This is a genomic window from Tenacibaculum caenipelagi (assembly GCF_004363005.1).
Classification (GTDB): Bacteria; Bacteroidota; Bacteroidia; order Flavobacteriales; family Flavobacteriaceae; genus Polaribacter; species Polaribacter caenipelagi.
This window is the reverse complement of sequence record NZ_SNYH01000007.1, coordinates 185,676-203,508: the sequence shown is the minus strand read 5'-3', so window position 1 is coordinate 203,508 and position 17,833 is coordinate 185,676. Positions and strand designations below refer to the sequence as shown.

Annotated in this window: 19 protein-coding genes and 2 tRNA genes; 6 read left to right on the top strand and 15 right to left on the bottom strand. The window is 31.8% G+C overall.

Annotated features, from left to right (window positions below):
• Position 1: 1 nt before the first annotated feature.
• The 3 genes from DFQ07_RS15220 to DFQ07_RS15210 are packed head-to-tail and all read left to right on the top strand — an operon-like array spanning position 2 to position 1,116.
• Positions 2-391: a VOC family protein gene (locus DFQ07_RS15220; protein ID WP_133538109.1), complete on the top strand. Its 390-nt coding sequence runs from the start codon at positions 2-4 to the stop codon at positions 389-391.
• Between the two features lie 35 nt (positions 392-426).
• Entirely contained in the window at positions 427-708 is a 282-nt protein-coding gene (locus tag DFQ07_RS15215; protein WP_133538108.1) for a TM2 domain-containing protein, read from the top strand.
• Positions 709-732: 24 nt separating this feature from the next.
• Positions 733-1,116, top strand: coding sequence for a hypothetical protein (locus tag DFQ07_RS15210; RefSeq protein ID WP_133538107.1), 384 nt, complete (start codon positions 733-735; stop codon positions 1,114-1,116).
• A 27-nt stretch (positions 1,117-1,143) separates the two neighbouring features.
• Here DFQ07_RS15210 and DFQ07_RS15205 read toward each other — a convergent pair whose 3' ends face one another.
• The 4 genes from DFQ07_RS15205 to DFQ07_RS15190 form a co-directional block, all read right to left on the bottom strand.
• Complete coding sequence (locus DFQ07_RS15205; RefSeq protein ID WP_133538106.1) at positions 1,144-2,016, bottom strand: cupin-like domain-containing protein; 873 nt, start codon at positions 2,014-2,016, stop codon at positions 1,144-1,146.
• A gap of 90 nt (positions 2,017-2,106) precedes the next feature.
• On the bottom strand, positions 2,107-4,563 hold the full coding sequence (locus tag DFQ07_RS15200; protein WP_317126702.1) for a TonB-dependent receptor: 2,457 nt from the start codon (positions 4,561-4,563) through the stop codon (positions 2,107-2,109).
• Between the two features lie 61 nt (positions 4,564-4,624).
• Positions 4,625-5,536 carry a FecR family protein gene (locus DFQ07_RS15195; protein ID WP_133538104.1) on the bottom strand — a complete coding sequence of 304 codons (912 nt, stop codon included), beginning with the start codon at positions 5,534-5,536 and terminating at the stop codon, positions 4,625-4,627.
• A 50-nt stretch (positions 5,537-5,586) separates the two neighbouring features.
• On the bottom strand, positions 5,587-6,096 hold the full coding sequence (locus DFQ07_RS15190; protein WP_133538103.1) for an RNA polymerase sigma factor: 510 nt from the start codon (positions 6,094-6,096) through the stop codon (positions 5,587-5,589).
• Between the two features lie 128 nt (positions 6,097-6,224).
• On the opposite strand from DFQ07_RS15190, the gene DFQ07_RS15185 reads away from it, so the two are divergent.
• The gene (locus DFQ07_RS15185; protein ID WP_133538102.1) at positions 6,225-7,277 is read left to right on the top strand and encodes a hypothetical protein; all 1,053 of its coding nucleotides are present in this window, start codon (positions 6,225-6,227) and stop codon (positions 7,275-7,277) included.
• Positions 7,278-7,387: 110 nt separating this feature from the next.
• On the top strand, positions 7,388-7,975 hold the full coding sequence (locus DFQ07_RS15180; RefSeq protein ID WP_133538101.1) for a porin family protein: 588 nt from the start codon (positions 7,388-7,390) through the stop codon (positions 7,973-7,975).
• 43 nt (positions 7,976-8,018) lie between these two features.
• On the opposite strand, the gene bioB is transcribed toward DFQ07_RS15180, so the two are convergent.
• From bioB to DFQ07_RS15160, 4 genes are all read right to left on the bottom strand, one after another.
• A complete protein-coding gene (gene bioB, locus DFQ07_RS15175; RefSeq protein ID WP_133538100.1) occupies positions 8,019-9,119 on the bottom strand; it encodes a biotin synthase BioB in 1,101 nt (366 codons plus the stop codon).
• 71 nt (positions 9,120-9,190) lie between these two features.
• Positions 9,191-10,618: a flotillin family protein gene (locus tag DFQ07_RS15170; protein WP_133538099.1), complete on the bottom strand. Its 1,428-nt coding sequence runs from the start codon at positions 10,616-10,618 to the stop codon at positions 9,191-9,193.
• A gap of 9 nt (positions 10,619-10,627) precedes the next feature.
• The gene (locus DFQ07_RS15165) at positions 10,628-11,200 is read right to left on the bottom strand and encodes a hypothetical protein (RefSeq protein ID WP_133538098.1); all 573 of its coding nucleotides are present in this window, start codon (positions 11,198-11,200) and stop codon (positions 10,628-10,630) included.
• A 58-nt stretch (positions 11,201-11,258) separates the two neighbouring features.
• A complete protein-coding gene (locus DFQ07_RS15160; protein ID WP_133538097.1) occupies positions 11,259-12,413 on the bottom strand; it encodes a beta-ketoacyl synthase N-terminal-like domain-containing protein in 1,155 nt (384 codons plus the stop codon).
• An 87-nt stretch (positions 12,414-12,500) separates the two neighbouring features.
• Between DFQ07_RS15160 and DFQ07_RS15155 the strand changes: the two genes are divergently transcribed.
• Positions 12,501-12,938, top strand: coding sequence for a cytochrome c oxidase assembly factor Coa1 family protein (locus DFQ07_RS15155; protein WP_133538096.1), 438 nt, complete (start codon positions 12,501-12,503; stop codon positions 12,936-12,938).
• Here the strand turns inward: DFQ07_RS15155 and bioA are convergent.
• The 7 genes from bioA to DFQ07_RS15120 form a co-directional block, all read right to left on the bottom strand.
• Entirely contained in the window at positions 12,924-14,189 is a 1,266-nt protein-coding gene (bioA, locus tag DFQ07_RS15150) for an adenosylmethionine--8-amino-7-oxononanoate transaminase (RefSeq protein WP_133538095.1), read from the bottom strand. The two genes, DFQ07_RS15155 and bioA, sit on opposite strands and share 15 nt — an antisense overlap.
• 5 nt (positions 14,190-14,194) lie before the next feature.
• Positions 14,195-15,316, bottom strand: a complete 1,122-nt coding sequence (locus DFQ07_RS15145; RefSeq protein ID WP_133538094.1) for a hypothetical protein — start codon at positions 15,314-15,316, stop codon at positions 14,195-14,197.
• A complete protein-coding gene (bioD, locus tag DFQ07_RS15140) occupies positions 15,317-15,925 on the bottom strand; it encodes a dethiobiotin synthase (RefSeq protein WP_133538093.1) in 609 nt (202 codons plus the stop codon).
• Positions 15,922-16,302: a putative signal transducing protein gene (locus DFQ07_RS15135; protein WP_133538092.1), complete on the bottom strand. Its 381-nt coding sequence runs from the start codon at positions 16,300-16,302 to the stop codon at positions 15,922-15,924. The genes bioD and DFQ07_RS15135 overlap by 4 nt, the downstream gene beginning before the upstream one ends.
• Positions 16,303-16,310: 8 nt before the next feature.
• Positions 16,311-17,435: an aminotransferase class I/II-fold pyridoxal phosphate-dependent enzyme gene (locus tag DFQ07_RS15130; protein WP_133538091.1), complete on the bottom strand. Its 1,125-nt coding sequence runs from the start codon at positions 17,433-17,435 to the stop codon at positions 16,311-16,313.
• A gap of 45 nt (positions 17,436-17,480) precedes the next feature.
• A tRNA-Asn gene (locus DFQ07_RS15125) sits at positions 17,481-17,554 on the bottom strand.
• Positions 17,555-17,614: 60 nt separating this feature from the next.
• Positions 17,615-17,688: transfer RNA gene (locus DFQ07_RS15120), tRNA-Asn, on the bottom strand.
• Positions 17,689-17,833 lie beyond the last annotated feature (145 nt).

Genomic DNA, 17,833 nt, shown 5'->3' with positions numbered 1-17,833 from the left:
AATGAAAAAAGGTAAAGTAACAGGAATAGGAGGAGTATTCTTTAAAACAGAAGACCCAAAAGCGACCAAAGAATGGTATAAAAATAATTTAGGATTTAATACTGATGATTGGGGTTGTACATTTTGGTGGAAAGATACTAACGATAAAAAAGCATCTACACAATGGAGTCCGTTTGATAAAGACACTAATTATTTTCAGCCTTCTAAAAAAGACTTTATGCTTAACTATAGAGTTGAAAACTTGATTGAACTATTAGAGGAGTTAAAAGAAAAAGGAGTAACGGTTATTGATAAGGTAGAAGAATATGATTATGGTAAATTTGGATGGATATTGGATTTAGATGGAAATAAAATTGAATTATGGGAGCCAAAAGACGAAGCTTTTTTATAAATTTAACAACTTATAACTTATAAAGAAACAGAAAGATGAATATAGTTGATGAAAACGGGAATATAGTTCCTAATCAAGAAAGTAAACGAGTAATTGCAGGTGTTCTAGGTATTTTATTAGGATATTTAGGTATCCATAAATTTGTGTTGGGATATACTAAAGAAGGAGTTATAATGTTGTTAATAACAGTATTGACTCTTGGGATTGGAGGTATACTAACTAGTACTATAGGTTTAATTGAAGGAATTATTTATTTAACTAAATCTGACCAAGAGTTTATTGATACTTACCAAGTAAACCAAAGAGGTTGGTTTTAACCTTTTTTCTATAATTTTCTTATCATGTCTGAAGAAAAGAATACAAAAGATAATAGCTTAAACGAAGCTTTAGATAAAGCTAAAGATGTTATGGACAATGTAACAGAAAAAGCGAGTGAGTTGGTTGGAGAAGCTAGTGAACATTTTGTAGACATGATTGAAGACGTAAAAGAGAAAGTTCAAGAAATTGTTTCTGATGAATCTGTTCAAAAAGCAAAAGAGAAAGCGAATGAACTAGTTGACGAAGCTAAAGAAGTAGCAGATGATATAACAGAAAAGGCTTCAGAAGTTGCAGGAGATGCTAGTGAACACTTAGCTAATTTTGCTGAAGAAGCAAAGGAAGAGTTTAAAGAAACAAAAACAAAGACTAAAAACTTTTTTCAAAGACTTTTTGGAAAACAGGAATAAAAGAAAAAGCGCCGTAAGGCGCTTTTTTTATGATGCAATTTTATTTGCTTTATTTGTTCTCGCTATTGCTTGTTCATTTTTCCAGTCAATCCATTTTTGACCTTTTATACGACGCATAAAATTATCAACTGTGCGCATTACAAATACATTGTAAACAGCTTTTCCTAAGTTTTTAGGTGTACGAGCAATAGCACGTAAACTCATAGAAAAACCAGGAGTAACATAACGCATATAGTGCCAATACCCTTCAGGCATATACAACACATTTCCATGTTCTAACTCAGCAACATATCCTTTAGCTTTTTTTAATGCAGGCCACTTATCAAAATCAGGGTCGTTAAAATCAATATCTTCACGAGTAATTAATGAATGTGGAATTTTGTATAAAAAATTGTTTTGCTTCTGATCAAATAAAATACATTTCTTTTTTCCTTCAAAATGGAAGTGGAAGATATTAGCTAAGTCAATATCATAATGCATAAATGTATATGAATCGCGTCCGCCAAAAAACAACATAGGTAAGCCCTTCATTAAGCGTAAGCCAAAATCAGGAAACTTAAAATCATTTTGTAACTGAGGTACCTCCTTTAAAATATTCCATAAAAAAATCCTGAATTTAGTAGGTTCACGTTTTAATAAATCTACATATTCACTCATCTTCATAGTGGCATGAGGCTCATTGAAACCATCTTTATAATCAACAGGCCTGTCATCATATAAAGGAACAGTTTTGTCACCAGCAATTTCTTTCATATAGTCTAAAGACCATTTAGAATATGCAGGCCAATCTTCAATAAAGCGTTCAATTACCACAGGCTTTTGTGGTTTAAAATAGTTTTTGATAAAGTCTTCTTTGGTAATAGTTTTTACTCTATCAACATTAGAAAGATTTAATCCCATAGCTCTCAGTTTAAAGCAGCAAAGTTAAGAAATTGTTACGATGTATTTTTGAGTTAGTAGTGTTAAAAATTGAGGAAGATTTTATAAGAATTAAAAGTCAATTCTGAAGCTAAGGTTGGGGGTGAAAGGTAATGAGTAAGTATCTATTCTTTTAGTTTTATCAGTATTATTTTCATCAACAATATAATAAGTATTTACTACATTTTTTCTGTTTGTAATATTGGTAAAACCAACTCTAGCAGTTGACTTTAATTTTTTTGACAGATTGAAATTATAACTCAATGAAGTATTAACTCTGAAGAAATTTTGAAGTCTATCTTGATTAGGTGTATCGTAATTTACTATGATTCTATTACCATCTTGTATTGTTTCATTACCTTCAACTGGTTTTGTATATGGGGTTCCAGAACGTAAGATAGCCCCTAAAGAGAACTTAATATTATTATTTAAATTATAATTTAAAGCACTACTAAAAGAATGTATAATATCTAAACTACTAGGAAATGTATTAGGTGTAAATTCTGTAAAATCATAATTGTTTTCAGAAAAAGTATAACTTATCCAAGTACTAATTTTCTCACTTTTCTTATTAACTAAAAATTCAACTCCTTTTACTGTATAATCTCCTATAGAATTTAGTGTTTGAACATTGTTATAGAATCCTTGATTAGCAACAGTTATCCCTTCAACAAATTTGTAAAATCCTACTATGTCTATTTGTAGGTTGTTTTTAGAATACTCGGTTCCAAAGGATGCTTGTTTACTTTTTATGATTGGAGTTTTATTGTTATCTGCTAAAACCCATCTTCTTTTTTCAATACCTAAAAAGTTATCCTGAAAGTCTATTTTCTGTGTGGTTGTTTGGTTTTTAAATTCTCCGGCTAATTTTAAAAAGAAACCATTACGTAATTTTTGTCTAACATTAATTCTTGGTTCCACAATAAACTTATTGAAATCGTGAAAGTAATTGGCACGTAAACCAAACCTTGCATACGTATTGTTTTTATGAAGCTCTATTTCAGAAAAAAGAGCAGATTTAAGCAAAACTTCTTTTACAGATTTTGAATAAGTAGGTGCATTTACAGTTGTTTTATTAGCAACACCTATTTCGTTAAAAACAGCACCATTGGTAAGAGTTATAGCATCAGAAAGAAGGTGGTTTGTAGTAAACTTAATTTCAGTTTCTAGAACATTATTAAATTGAGTTTGAAACTGGTCAGTCTCTTTATTGAAGTCTGATGAGTTTATTTTGTAATCTGAAATAAAAGCAGAAAATTCTGTAGAAAAGCTAGAAGTCCATTTAGCATTCCAACTAATATTAGCTCCAATATTTTCTTGTTTTAATAAACTGTTTTCTTCAATGGTTGTGCTTCCAGAGGTATATTCTTCGGTATAGTCTAAGCTGTTTTGTATGTTTATTAAATTGGCTCGTAATAAATGATGTTGATTAATGTCGTATAGAATTTTAAAAGAATAATCATAAAAATAAAAATCGGTAGAAGCTTCATTTTCTTTGTTCGAAGCTATAGAGTTTTCTTGAAAACTTCTACTAAAATATTTGTCATAGGTAGGGGTATCCAGAAAATCGGTAATAGATCTTCTAACTGAAGCATGAAGCCCTAATTTTTTAGTTATAGGTATTTGTATAAAAGCATCAGCACTTAATAAATTAAAACCAGCCCCTCCAGAAATTACATCTGAAATATTGTTTGTTGTTTGCATACTGATTGTACTTGAAACACCATCACTAAACTTTGTACTGGTACCATTTTTGGTTACTGTTGCCTTTTGGGTTAAGTAAGGATTGTATGCTGAAATTAGACCAAAAAAATGACTAGTATGATACATCTTTATCCCATCCCAAAGCATTAAGTTTTGATCATTGGTACCACCTCTTACATTAATATTAGATACACTTTCGTTTATACTTTCTACTCCTGGAAGAACCTTAATAGTTTTTAAAATATCGGGTTCAATTAAACCAGGTAGAATTCCAAACTTTTTTGTATTTAAAACAATACTTCCATCTATGTTTTTTTGTAGTCCAGTAGTTAATAGGGTTGGAATTATTACTTCTGGTAGTTTTTCCATTAAGTCATCTAAATAAATTTCTTTACATGAATTGTTAGTAAATAAATTTTTAGCAGGTAGTGTAATAGATTGGTACCCTACATACGAAATAGTAATTTCGGCATTAGCAGGGACAGAACCTAGGTTAAACTCACCATTATTATCAGAGGAAGTACCCTTACTAGTATTATTTATTAAAATCGTAGCCAAGACCAACGGTTCGGATGTGTTAGAATCTATAATTTTTCCGCAAATGGAGATTTTCTTTTCTAAGTATGATATGGTAATAAACCGATTATCTAAAACTTTAAGATTAAAAGGAGTGACAGACTTTAAGTAGCTTATAGTTTCTGTTAATGATAAATCGCTATTGGGTTTTACGATGTATATATTCTCTAAGTCTTTGTCAGAGTATGTAAATGTTACTTGGTGCTTTTTTTCAATTTCTACCAAAACGTCTTTTAGTAGAGTTTTCACAGTATTATCTTGAGCCTTTACAGCAAGAGAAAAAATAAAAAGAACTAGAAAAGTTATTTTTTTACTTATCATTTTTATAAATAGTAATGTTTTTACCTTCTATTGTATATGATAACTGTAGCGGAATCGTAATAGCTTGTAAAGCTATATTTATATCGGTGTGAGTAAAACCACCAGTATAAAGTTGATCTAGATTTATATTTTTGGTACTTACGGTATAATCATATTGATTTTGTAAATCGTCAATTACAAATTTTAGAGGAATACTTTTAAAATTAGATTCATTTTGTAGCCAATACTTATCGTTAATATTAAACGTAGTAACACCTTGAATCGTATCGTTGATTACCTTAAAAACCTTTCCTTTGGCTAATTTTACTAAAGTGTTTTTATATTGTACACTCACCAATCCTTCAAAAGTTTTTACTTCAAAAAAGTTTTTACGTTTCTTGACATTAAACTGAGTTCCTAAAACTGTAACCTTACCCAAAGAAGTATTTACAGTAAAAGATTTCCCTTTTTTTACCTTAAAATAGGCTTCTCCATCAAGTTGTAAATTTCTATTGTCTTCCCATTTTTTTTTATTGAAAGAAATGTTAGAATTAGCATTTAATATTACCTCTGAATTATCAGGTAAATTGAAGGTTTTTGTTTCAGCATATTGCGTACTAAAGCTAGCGGAGTTGTTAAAAAATAAAAAGTAGGAAGAAACTAATAATACAATTACAGCAGCGGCGTACTTGTATACACTCTTATAATTAAATGAAATAACTTTGCTTTTCTTGACAGTAGTTTTTTTCAATCCAAACTCTTTAAGAGCTTTTTCAATGTCTACTTTAGGAGTTTCTATTTGAGAAGAATAATGCGCTATTTTTTCAAGATTTTTAAAGCTTTTATCTTGTTTTAATAGAGACAATTCTTCGTCAGGAATTTCTCCGTTTAACCATTTTAATATGTATTTCTCATCTTTCATTTTCGTACTTAACTAACTTTTAGACAACAAAGAAGCAAATTTCCCTACCCTTATAATAATTCTATTTTTGTTCTTAGTTTTTTTAATGCAGAAGACATCCTTTTTTCTACTGCTTTTTGAGAAATGTTGAGTAATTCTGCTATTTCTCTATATTTTTTACCATCGATTCTATTTAACAAAAAAACTTCGCGTTCGGCTTCTGTTAAGTTTTCAATGGCATTTTTTAGTTTATCTTTAAATTCTTCTTCTTCTAATAAGTATTCCGGACTTTGATTATTAATGTCTATATAAGGGGAGTTTTTAGCATAATTTAAAACCACTTTTTCATGCTTTAATTTGTTTAAAAAAAGATTGTTTACGCTAGTAAATAAGTACGATTTTGCTTTTTCATACGATATTTCTGAACATTTTTCCCACATTCTTAAAAAAGCTTCTTGTATTAAATCTAGGGCAGTATCTTTATCATTAGATTTATACGATGAAAAGTTTGTAACAAACTGAATGTTAGATCGGTAAAACTCGTTAAAATCTTCTTCGTTGCACAATGATTTTTTAGTCATATGAATACTTTTATAGAGTTAAAATAGAAAAAAAATCGAAAACAAAGGTAGGGTAAAATGTTTTATAGTTTTCTAAAGGACAGAAAGAGCTCAGAAAACAAATGTTTAAAAAATTAAAATTTATTAAGATGAAAACGATGAAAATATTAGCCATAATAGCATTAACTACTTTGACAATTTTTACATCATGTCAATCAGAAGAAAATGAACAAGTAGGTACTAACCCCAATGCAAATTCTTCAACATCGCAAACAGCCGAAAATTATGAAAGAACTGCAATGAATGATGGTTCTGAAGATGATTTTTTAGATAACAATTCATGTACAGAATTACTATTCCCACTAACAGCTACTATAAATGGTCAGGAAATCACCTTAATAAGTAGCCTAGATTATGAAAAGGTGTTAGAAATAATGGGAGAGTTTAACGATGATGATGATACTGTTATTTTTAATTTTCCAATTAGAGTTAAGTTAAGTAACTATACAGAATTAACTGTAGCTTCAGAAGCCGATTTTAATGAACTTAAAACACAATGTGAAGAAGCCTCTAATGCAATGGAAGAAGCGATTTCATGTGTAAATATTAGTTTTCCAATTACCATGTTAACATATGATGTTAATATAGAGCAAACAGGGACAGTAGTTGTACAATCTGAAGAGCAACTGTACAATTTTATGACCGATTTAAATTCAGATGAATATTTTTCTGTTAAATATCCTATTACTGTAACATTAAGTGATGGAACTACTGTACAAGTGAATAGTGATGCTGAGTTTCAAGATTCAATTGAAGAATGTACTTCTTATGAAGAAGAAGAAGAGACTGCAGAAGAAACAGCAGATGAGGTAGAAGCTATTATTAGTAAGTCTAAATTTAAAGTAGAAAGTTTTATCGAAGCTGGTATAAATAAAGCTAATGAGTATGCAGATTATACGATAGAATTTACGAATGATTTAAAACTAGTAGCTAGAAATACAGTTAATACCACTTTAGAAAATATTGAAGGAACTTATAGTGTGAGTTCTGATATTAAAGTGTTTTTAAATATTTCTTTTGCAAGCAATACAGCGCTAAGTGCTCTAAGTAACGATTGGATAGTAACTACTTATACCAGTACTATGGTTACATTACAGAGTAAAACAGATGCATCAGTAACACTCACATTTAAAAAGATATAAAAACTAAACACCTCTTAAGTTAGTTGATTTGGAGCTTTATGGCTACTCTCTGCAGTAGCCTAAAGTTTTTATTAGAACAAGACGGAGTTATAAAATTAAAATAGATAAAAATGAAAAATATTCAATTAGTACTATTATTTATAGTAATGATGGGAGCATCTATATATGCACAAGATAGTAGTAAGAAATCTAAGGCAGGTATTAAAGGAGGGTACAATTTATCCGCAGTTAGTTTTGATGGAAATTCAGAAACAGAACAATTGCATGGTTTTCATATAGGTTTTTATGGAGAATCTTTTATAGGTAAAAGTGCTTCACTTCAGTTAGAATTATTGTATTCGCAACAAGGGTATAAAATTATTGATGGTAGTGGTACATATAAGCAAGAGTTAGATTATATCAATCTTCCTTTAATGTTGAAATTATATCCTTCAGAAAATTTCTTTTTAGAAGTAGGACCTCAAATAGGACTTTCTATATCTCATAAAGAAACTTTTGATAGTGGTTTTGCTCTTTATAATACATCACAAGAGTTTAACCCAAATAATTTTGATTGGGGAGTAAATTTTGGAGGAGGTTTTAAAACCAATAGTGGAGTAAGTTTAGGAGTAAGGTATCATTTGGGATTAAATGATATTTATGATGAAGACAAACCCAAAAATAGAGTCTGGCAATTTTACATAGGGTTTGACTTCTAATAAAAAAAGCGATGTTTTAAACATCGCTTTTTAATTTTTTAAATTATTGTTTTCTTAACGCTAAAGCTTCTTGCTTTTTTTGTTCGTTGCGTTCAATCTTATGATCTGGTCTTGTCCATTTTGGTTTTTCACCTAAGGCTTCGTATTGAGAATTTTCAGCTTCTACTGATTCTCTTTGCTCATGTTTAAAGAAAGGCTTTTGTGTGTTCAATCCTAAATCTTCAAACATTTTCATATCTTCATTAATATCTGGATTCGGAGTTGTTAATAATTTATCTCCTGCAAAAATAGAATTTGCCCCAGCAAAGAAACACATAGCTTGTCCTTCTCTACTCATTTGAGTTCTTCCTGCTGATAAACGTACTTGCGAATCTGGCAACACAATACGAGCAGTTGCAACCATACGAACCATTTCAAAGATATTTACAGGAGGCTGCTCTTCTAAAGGAGTTCCTTCAACTGCAACTAAAGCATTGATTGGCACAGATTCTGGATGTGGAGAAAAACGTGTTAAGGTTTCTAACATTCCTGCTCGGTCTTCTAATGATTCTCCCATACCTATAATTCCTCCAGAACAAACTGTTACGTTCGTTTTACGTACATTTTCAATAGTATCAATTCTATCTTTAAAGGCACGAGTAGAAATTACATCATCGTAATAATCTTCTGAAGTATCAATGTTGTGGTTATAAGCATATAAACCAGCTTCTGCCAAACGTTTTGCTTGATTTTCAGTCACCATTCCTAAGGTACAGCAAACTTCCATATCCAATTTATTAATAGTACGTACCATATCTAACACTTGGTCAAATTCTGGTCCGTCTTTTACGTTTCTCCAAGAAGCACCCATACAAACTCTTGATGAACCACCTTCTTTAGCACGTAAAGCTTGTGCTTTTACTTGGTTAACTGTCATCAAATCGTTTCCTTCAATATTAGTATGGTAACGCGCTGCTTGCGGGCAGTATCCGCAATCTTCAGAACACCCACCAGTTTTTATTGAAATTAATGTGCTTACTTGTACAGTATTTGGATCGTGATATTTTCTATGCATAGTTGAAGCTTCGTACAAAAGCTCCATTAAAGGCTTATTGTATACTTCTAGAATTTCCTCTTTCGTCCAATCGTGTCTAATTTCAGTCATAAATTCGAGTTGTTTGTGGTGGTAAAAATAAAAAATTCCGCTTCGAAAGCGGAATTTTATGAATCTTATTTTTATATGGAAGGAGAATTGCCTTCGTCAATAACATTTGTGTCGTTGTTAGTGAGCTCTTTTCCTTTCAAATAATCGGGTAATTGCATACCTGCCATATTAAACATTTCTTGCAGCGGTGGTACCGCATTATACATGCCTGAAATAAAGTTAGAAGTTGAGGTTTTTCCATCTTTTCCTCCACCATTTTCCCAAACAGTAACTTTATCAATCTTAATATTTTTAATAGCTTCTGACTGTAACTTTACTAATTCTGGTAATTTGTCGGCAATTAATAATAAGGCTGCGTTTTGTGAATCGTTACCAGCAGCTTTTACTATTTGATCTAAACCTGCTGCTTGTTTGGTTAATACCTCGTATAATCCTTGTGCTTCTGCTTGTGCCTTGAATAAAATAGCATCTGCCTCTCCTTTTGCTTTTCTACGAATTCTTTCTGCTTCTGCTTCTGCATCAATTTCAACCTTTCGTTTGTCAATTTCAGCAGGTACAATAATATCGGCTAATTGAGAAGAACGTTCTCTCTCTGCTCTGGCAACTTCGGCTTCTTTTTCAGCAGCATATGATTCTTCTAAGGCTTTAGCTGATTGTACTTTTTCAGAAGCAATAGCTACCCTTTCAGCCTCTGCCTCTCTTTGGCGACGTAATGAGTCAGAGTTTGCAACTGCAATTTTTGCGGTGTTTTCACCATCTACCGCTTGTGCGTTAGCAGCAGCAACTTGTGTTCTCTCATCTTGTACTGCATTTGCTTCACCAATAGAACCATCTCTGTTTTTTTCAGCAACAGATTTACGAGCGGCATTGATTGCATGTGCAGCAGCTTCTTTACCTAATGCTTCGATATATCCTGATTCGTCAACAATATCAGTAATGTTTACGTTGATTAATTTTAAACCAACCTTTTTTAATTCAGATTCTACACTTTGTGATATGTTGGTTAAAAACTTATCTCTATCAGAGTTAATTTCTTCGATATCCATTGAAGCAACCACTAAACGTAATTGACCAAAAATGATTTCTTTGGCTAATTCTTGAATGTCGTTCATTGCTAGGCCAAGTAAACGTTCAGCAGCGTTTTGCATTACTCCTGGCTCAGTAGAAACCCCGATGGTAAAGCGAGAAGGAACATTTACACGAATGTTTTGTTTAGAAAGAGCATTTACTAGGTTTACTTCTATGGAAATAGGTGTTAAGTCTAAAAATTCATAGTCTTGAATTACAGGAAAAATAAAGGCAGCACCTCCATGAATACATTTAGCAGATTGTCCGCCACCAACTTTACCATATACAACTAAAATTCTGTCAGAAGGACACCTTTTATATCGTTTTATTAAGGCAACGAGTAAAATGAAAATAAATAGAATGGCAATTACAAGTCCAATAGGACCTGCAAATCCAAAACCATCAATTTGTAATAATGTAAATTTTAACATAGTCAATTTTTATTTCTGAGATTTAACAATTAATATTCCGTTTGAGGTAACTTCAGTTACTTTAATAATCATTCCTTGAGTTAAGTCAGTGTCGTTATCTGTCAAGGCATCTAGTTCACGAAGTGAGTTTTGTACTTTAATATGTACTTTACCCATTTTAGAGCGATTAGCACCAATAGTCAGGTATACTTCACCAATTTGATTTAGTGCATTTTTCATTTGTAAGGTACCGCTATCTGTCAATTTACTAATGTAGTAGAACAAGGTAGCCATGATAGTCATCATTATTAATCCACAGAGAACAGAAATGAAAAGTGTAGTGGTGGTCGAGTACCCAGCGTCCATGCTAGCAATTCCACTCCAACCAAAAATGGTAAAAAAGGCAACCATATTTTTAAAGGTGAAAAACTGAAATCCTGCACCTGTATCGGCATCTATTTCAGTATCGATATCGCCTATGTCACCTGTATCAGCGCCTACAAAGCTACTAATAAGTACAAACACGAAAATTAGTGTAAATATACCTGCTATTCCCCAATAAACTTGTTGAAAAGAGGTCAATTCAGAAAACCATTCCATCATAAAGCAATTATTTAAATGAGCTACTAAAAGTATATAAATTGCTCGAAAGCGGCAATTTTTATTTGGTTAACAAAACAGAAACAGCATTCCCTCCAAAACCGACAGCATTTACCAATATTTTTGATAATTTCTTAGGACGTTTTTGAGGTTGCGCAAATGGAACTTCAATAACTTGTTGATGTTGTAACATTAATACAGCTAATTCTAAACTTAATAAGCCAGAAGCGCCGAAAGTATGCCCAAGTTTCCACTTATTGGTAGTTAAAAAAGGTGTTTTGTTACAAAATACTTTTTGAATCGCGTTAATTTCTGACTGATCCCCTTTGATGGTCCCTGGTGCATGCATTACGATTGCATCAATTTCATCAGTAGAAATAGTACCTAGAGCCATTTTCATCGATTTTTGAAAGCATTCAGCATCAGTTGATACAGAGGTGTTATGTTTTAAAACTTCTGTAGCATAACCTATACCTTCAATAAAAGCTAAAGCATTTTCTTTAGCTCCTTTTTCCAAGCAAAAAACAGAAGTAGCTTCTCCTAAAACCATAGTGTTTTTGGGCTTGTTCATGTCGAAAGCTTTGCATGGATATCCACTTTTTTCTTTAGAATATACTTTTAAAGCTTGCATTTGAGCAATGGTAAAATCTGTTAATGAAGCTTCACTGGCACCAACCATAAATTTTTCAGACATTCCAGATTGTAACCAGGCAACTCCGTTTAACAGAGAATGTAGTCCGGTTGAACAAGTAATAGAATGTGAAATTTCTGGTCCGTTAGTTTGTAAATCGTGTGCTATCCAAGAGGAAATATTCCCTAAGGTTGTGGTTGGAGAACTTAAGGTTGATGATTTTCCCGTTTTTAAAAATTCTTTATGGTATTTTTCAAACAAAGAAGTAGCACCGCGAGAAGAACCTATATTGATTCCAAAGTTGTCTGAGGCTTTCCAATCGGTTTGTTCCATTGCTTTTCTAGCCACAAATAGTGTATATAAAACAGAAGGATCTAAATTTTTATACTTGTTATCTGAGTTTTGAACCTCTTCAATAGCATGTTTATCTTCTTTAGTTAATTGCGCAACCCAAGCTTTAAAACGTTCAAATTCTTTTAAAGTTAAAAAATGCTGGTCGTTCAAGTAGTTCTTCCATATTTCTTCGGAAGTACTTCCTAAGGCAGAAACTGATGCAAAAGATGTTATTGAGATAAGTTCTTTCAACACTATAAAATTTCTGCAAAAATAAAGGTAAAAACAGGGATTCTAAAGAAAATAAAAATATTTATCTTGGTGGGAAAATTTTAAGTTATGAGTGAGCAAGGTCAAAAAAGTTGGTTTGGAAGAAATTGGTTGTGGTTTATACCATTAACAGGGTGTTTAGGGTTTATTTTATTGATTGTTCTAGGTATTGGTGCGGCTTTTTTTGGGGTATCAACAATGATAAACAATTCTACTCCTGTAGAGTATGCTATAGAACAGGCATCTAAAAATGAAATAGTAATTAAAAACTTAGGAGAGCCAATTGAAAAATACGGAATCCCATCAGGAAATATTTCTCTTAAAAATGATGATGGAAATGTTGATTTTTCAATACCAATAAGAGGTGATAAAGGAGAAGGAGTTTTAATTGTTAGAGGAATTAAACTAGATGGAGAGTGGATTTACGAAGATTTGTATGTTCGAATTAAAAAGACTCAAGAAGAAATTAACTTATTAGAAAAAGAAAAAGTTCTAGAGGGTATCTAGAACTTTTTCAATAGTCATATATATTTTGTCAAGTTGCTTTTGGGTAATTACATAAGGTGGTTGAATGTAAATAGTATTTCCTAACGGACGTAAGAAAACACCCTCATCCATAAAAGACTTTAAAAGTTGATCACGTAGCGTTCCATAACGACCAGAATTGGTGTTTAAATCGATAGCTAATATGACACCTTTATATCTTGTTGAGTTTACTTTTGAGTGATTTTTTATCTTTTTAGCAAATGATTTATTATTCTTTTCAATAAACTGAATATTATCCTGAATTTCTTGAGTTTGTAATAACTCTATGCTAGCCAATGCAGCACTACATGCTATCGGGTTTGCAGAATAGGTATGACAGTGAAAAAAGCCTTTAGCAATATCATTATCTAAAAAGGCAGTATAAATTTCTTCAGTACATGATGTAATCGACATAGGAACTAAACCAGCTGTTAAGGCTTTACTCAAACACATGATATCAGGTTTTGTAGCTATTTCATCAGAAGCAAAATTGTTACCTGTTTTTCCAAACCCCGTCATTACTTCATCGGCAATAGTTAAGATATCGTTCTTTTTACAAATTGCTAGGATTTTATTTAAATCTTCTGCTTTGTGAATTTTCATTCCAGCTGCTCCTTGTACTAAGGGCTCATAAATGAATCCTGCAACGTCATTTTCAGTTATGATTTGTTGTAATTGTTGCGCTATAAGGTCATTGTTTTCTCCATTCGGAACAGGAATACGTTGAATATCCATTAAAAATTCTTCAAACGGACCATTATACACAGATAATCCAGAAACTGACATAGCTCCAAAGGTATCACCATGAAAACCATCTTCAAAAGCAATAAAGGTTGTACGCTTTTCTCCTTTATTAAAATAGTATTGTAAAGCCATTTTAATACCAGCTTCTACAGCAGTAGAACCATTATCGTTAAAAAAGATTCTGTTTTGGTTTTTAGGAAGAATTTTAATCAACTCTTCCGATAATTTTACTGCTGGTTCATGCGTAAAATCGCTAAACATTATTTGATCTAAAGTTTGCATTTGTTTGGAAACCTTATTGGTAATATAGTCATTACAGTGTCCAAACATACAAGTGTACCAAGAAGAAATAGCATCGATATATTCATAGCCATTTTCGTCGGTTAATATGCAACCTTTAGCTTTTACAATACCTAAACTATTTGGGTGTGTTTGATGTTGTTTTAGTGGGTGCCACAAATGTTTTTTATCACGTTCTTGTAAATTCATAATGTTTAATTCTTTTGAAAAAGAGTAGTCAAATGTACGATAGAAATACATAAAACTATCCCAAAATAAGCAAGAAACAATAACCACATAATGGCTATTGAAAACAACTCAGAAAAAAATGAAGGAAATACTAAAATGAGTTCAGAAGAGAGAACAAAAAAAGCATAACCAATCCATGTTTTTTTTGAGATTCTTTGGTTTAATTCTATCCAAATAAAAGGTACATACATTCCTAAAAAAAGTAAATGTAACCAGGCAATTAGCATAAATCTGTTAGATACTACCAAATTAGAAAAGTAAGGGATACTACCAAGACCATTCAAAATTCCTATGAATAGTAAAATTCCGAAAAGTAGTTGATATTGAAGCTTTTGATGTAAAAATGAATTTTTAAGTTTGAAAAGCGCTATGATTAAAATTCCTGCACCAATACTTCCTGCAATTTGAATAGCTGAATGATTAAAACTGTATTTTAATGAATGAGCATACAATAATATAAGAGAAGTAACAATTAAGATAATTTGTTTTTTTGAGAGTCTAATTGTTGTTTTTTGAAAGAGTATGGCAAGCATCCAAAGGAAAAACGATCCGAAATATTGAAAATGTAAGTAGAAAAAAATAGCTTGTTGATACCAAGGAGAAGCTTGCATTTTCAAAGTCATTAAAGGCCCTAAAGCATAGGGACCTATTGAAGATATAAAATGAAAAACAATTCCTGATTTAATTAATACTATAGTAGTTTTTTCACCTACCAAATGCCTCCATAATCTAACAACTAGCCAATAACTAATCCATAAGTGTATGGTAGAGAACAGAATAGTGACGAAGGTATACCCTTGAAGAATAAAGCCTACCAATAAAATAGCTACACAAATTTGTAGAGCAATATAAAGAAGGTAGGAGGTTTGGTCTATTCCGTTGGTAAATCTTGTAAAGAGTAAAACAATTAGAGCATTAAAAAGGAACCCCAACAACATTACATGCGAATGTGAGTGGAGTACAAACTTAAAGGGGAAGTTGGTAATACTTCCTGTAAAAGCGTAGCGCAAAACTAAACCTATGATAGCTCCTAAAAAACCAAAAAGTAAAGGAAAAGACCAAAGATGTTTTGCGGTAATGGTTTTCATTTATAAGTTGTCTTTAAATAACTCTGCGTATTCTTTAATTACATTTTTGTCGAAATAAGGTTCTTCTTCAATACGGCCAATTACAGGAACACCAGTCATTTTTTTGATAATGTCTTCCGTTGTTTTGTGTTCATTTCCAGAAAAAATTAACGAAACGTCAAACCCTTTTTCTTTTAGTAAGTTAACTGTTAATAAGGTATGATTGATGCTTCCTAAATAATGGCGAGAAACCACAATAACTTTATAATCAGTTTTGATGACATCGAGTAAGGTATCTTTATCATTTAAAGGTACGAGTAGTCCGCCAGCACCTTCGATTACTAAATGATTTTTTGTTGTTGGTTCTTTAATCTTATCAATCTCAATAGTAATTCCATCAATTTCTGCTGAAGCATGTGGACTCATAGGTGTTTGCAAAGCATATGAGTTTGGATGAAAAACAGTTTTTGAATTTGAAATGAGTTTTTCAACTTTATGGGTGTCGGAATATTCTAAATCGCCCGATTGGATAGGTTTCCAGTAATCAGCTTGTAAGGCTTCAGTTATGATGGCAGAAGCAACCGTTTTACCTACTTCTGTTGATATTCCTGTGATAAAATATTTTGTCATTTAAAAATTGTTTTACAATCGTTGCAGATTAATTTCCTACTTTCAAAAAAAGGAAAAAGCATAAAAAAGATATTTTTACGTTGTAAATCGGCAACTAATATTTTTGTTGAATCACACTTAGGACAATGAATATTGTTTCCGTTTTCATCCTTTGTGTAATTTCGTATTTCGTTATAAATAGTAGCAGCGTTTTCTAAATCGTTGTTGTGTACAAGTAGTTTTACGCCACCAATAGCTTGGCTAATTAGCGGATCAGAGTCTATTGTTTTTTCATCCATTAGCATGGTTTTAACCCCTTCTGATTCTAATTTAGCTTTTACGACTTGTGCTTCAGTAGAATATTCGAATACTGCTAAAATGGTATAACGATCTTGCATTTTATTTTTTAAACAAAAGTAGCAAGGTTCTCTAAAACATTCGTGATTTCTTCTTTAGAATTGTAAGAGTGTAAGCAAAAACGTAAGCGTTCTTGGTTTTGAGGAACAGTAGGTGATAGAATAGGTTTTACATCAAATCCACTTTCTTGTAGCTGTAAAGCGATGTTCTTTACACGTTCATTCCCAGAAATGATACAACAATGAATAGCAGAATTACTCTTAATAAAGTTTAATTGTAATCTTTTTGATTCAGAAATAAAGTATTGAATGTTTTGTTGTAGTTTTTCTTTAGAATCACTGATAGATAATTCGTCGTAAGCAATTTTTATAGTAGCTAATGCGTGAGGTGATAACCCCGTTGTGTAAATGAAACTTCGCGCAAAATTAACAAGGTACTGTTGTAGTTGTTCGCTTCCTAAAATAGCTGCGCCATGACAACCTAAACCTTTTCCAAAAGTGACAATTCGAGCGAAAACATCATTTTCTAATTGTAGTTTTTGAATCAATCCGAAATTAAAAACTCCCAAAGCATGTGCTTCATCCACTACTAAATGCACATTGGTGAGTTTATTAACTATTTGTGACATTGTTACTAAATCAGGGGAGTCTCCATCCATTGAAAAAACAGATTCGGTCACTACATAAATATCTGAGTTTTCTTGCTGAACTCGTTTTAATAGCTCATCAAGATGAATTAAATCGTTATGCTTAAATTTAAACGATTTAGCATTGGATAATTGTATACCATCTCGGATGGATGCATGAATAAACTCATCATATAAAATGATATCAGTACGTTGAGGTACAGAAGCAAAAAAACCAATGTTAGCGTCGTAGCCAGAATTGAAAATTAACGCAGTTTCAGAATTATGATGTTTTGCTATTTGCTTTTCAATTTCGGTATAAAGTTTATGATTTCCTGAAAGTAGGCGAGATCCTGTTGCTCCATTGACTTTGATATTACAAGCAACTAAATACTGATGTGTCTTATTAAAAATACTTTCAGATTTTGCAAATCCTAAATAATCGTTCGAAGAAAAATCGATACATGAATTTTCTCTACCAAGACTTCTTAAAGAGCTTTGGGCTACTCGTTGTATGAGTTTTTGTTGTAGTTTTTTAGGAAATTGCATAATGTAAAAATAAAAAAAGACTTACAATATTGTAAGTCTTTTTTGCTCCTCAACCTGGACTCGAACCAGGGACCCTCTGATTAACAGTCAGATGCTCTAACCAACTGAGCTATTGAGGAATGTTCTTGTAGAACAATATATGTATATTGTAGAAATTATCGGCTTCTACGTTGCCTTTGCTCCTCCTCTTGGGCTCGAACCAAGGACCCTCTGATTAACAGTCAGATGCTCTAACCAACTGAGCTAAGGAGGAATTTAAAACATGCTTGTCTTAAAATGCGAGTGCAAATTTAAGTGCTTTTTTTATATCTGCAAATTATTTTTAATAAAAAGTACAGGTATTTTTTTTAATTTCTGGATTACAGGGGTTTATTCTTTTAAAAAGAGAGGGTGTTAAC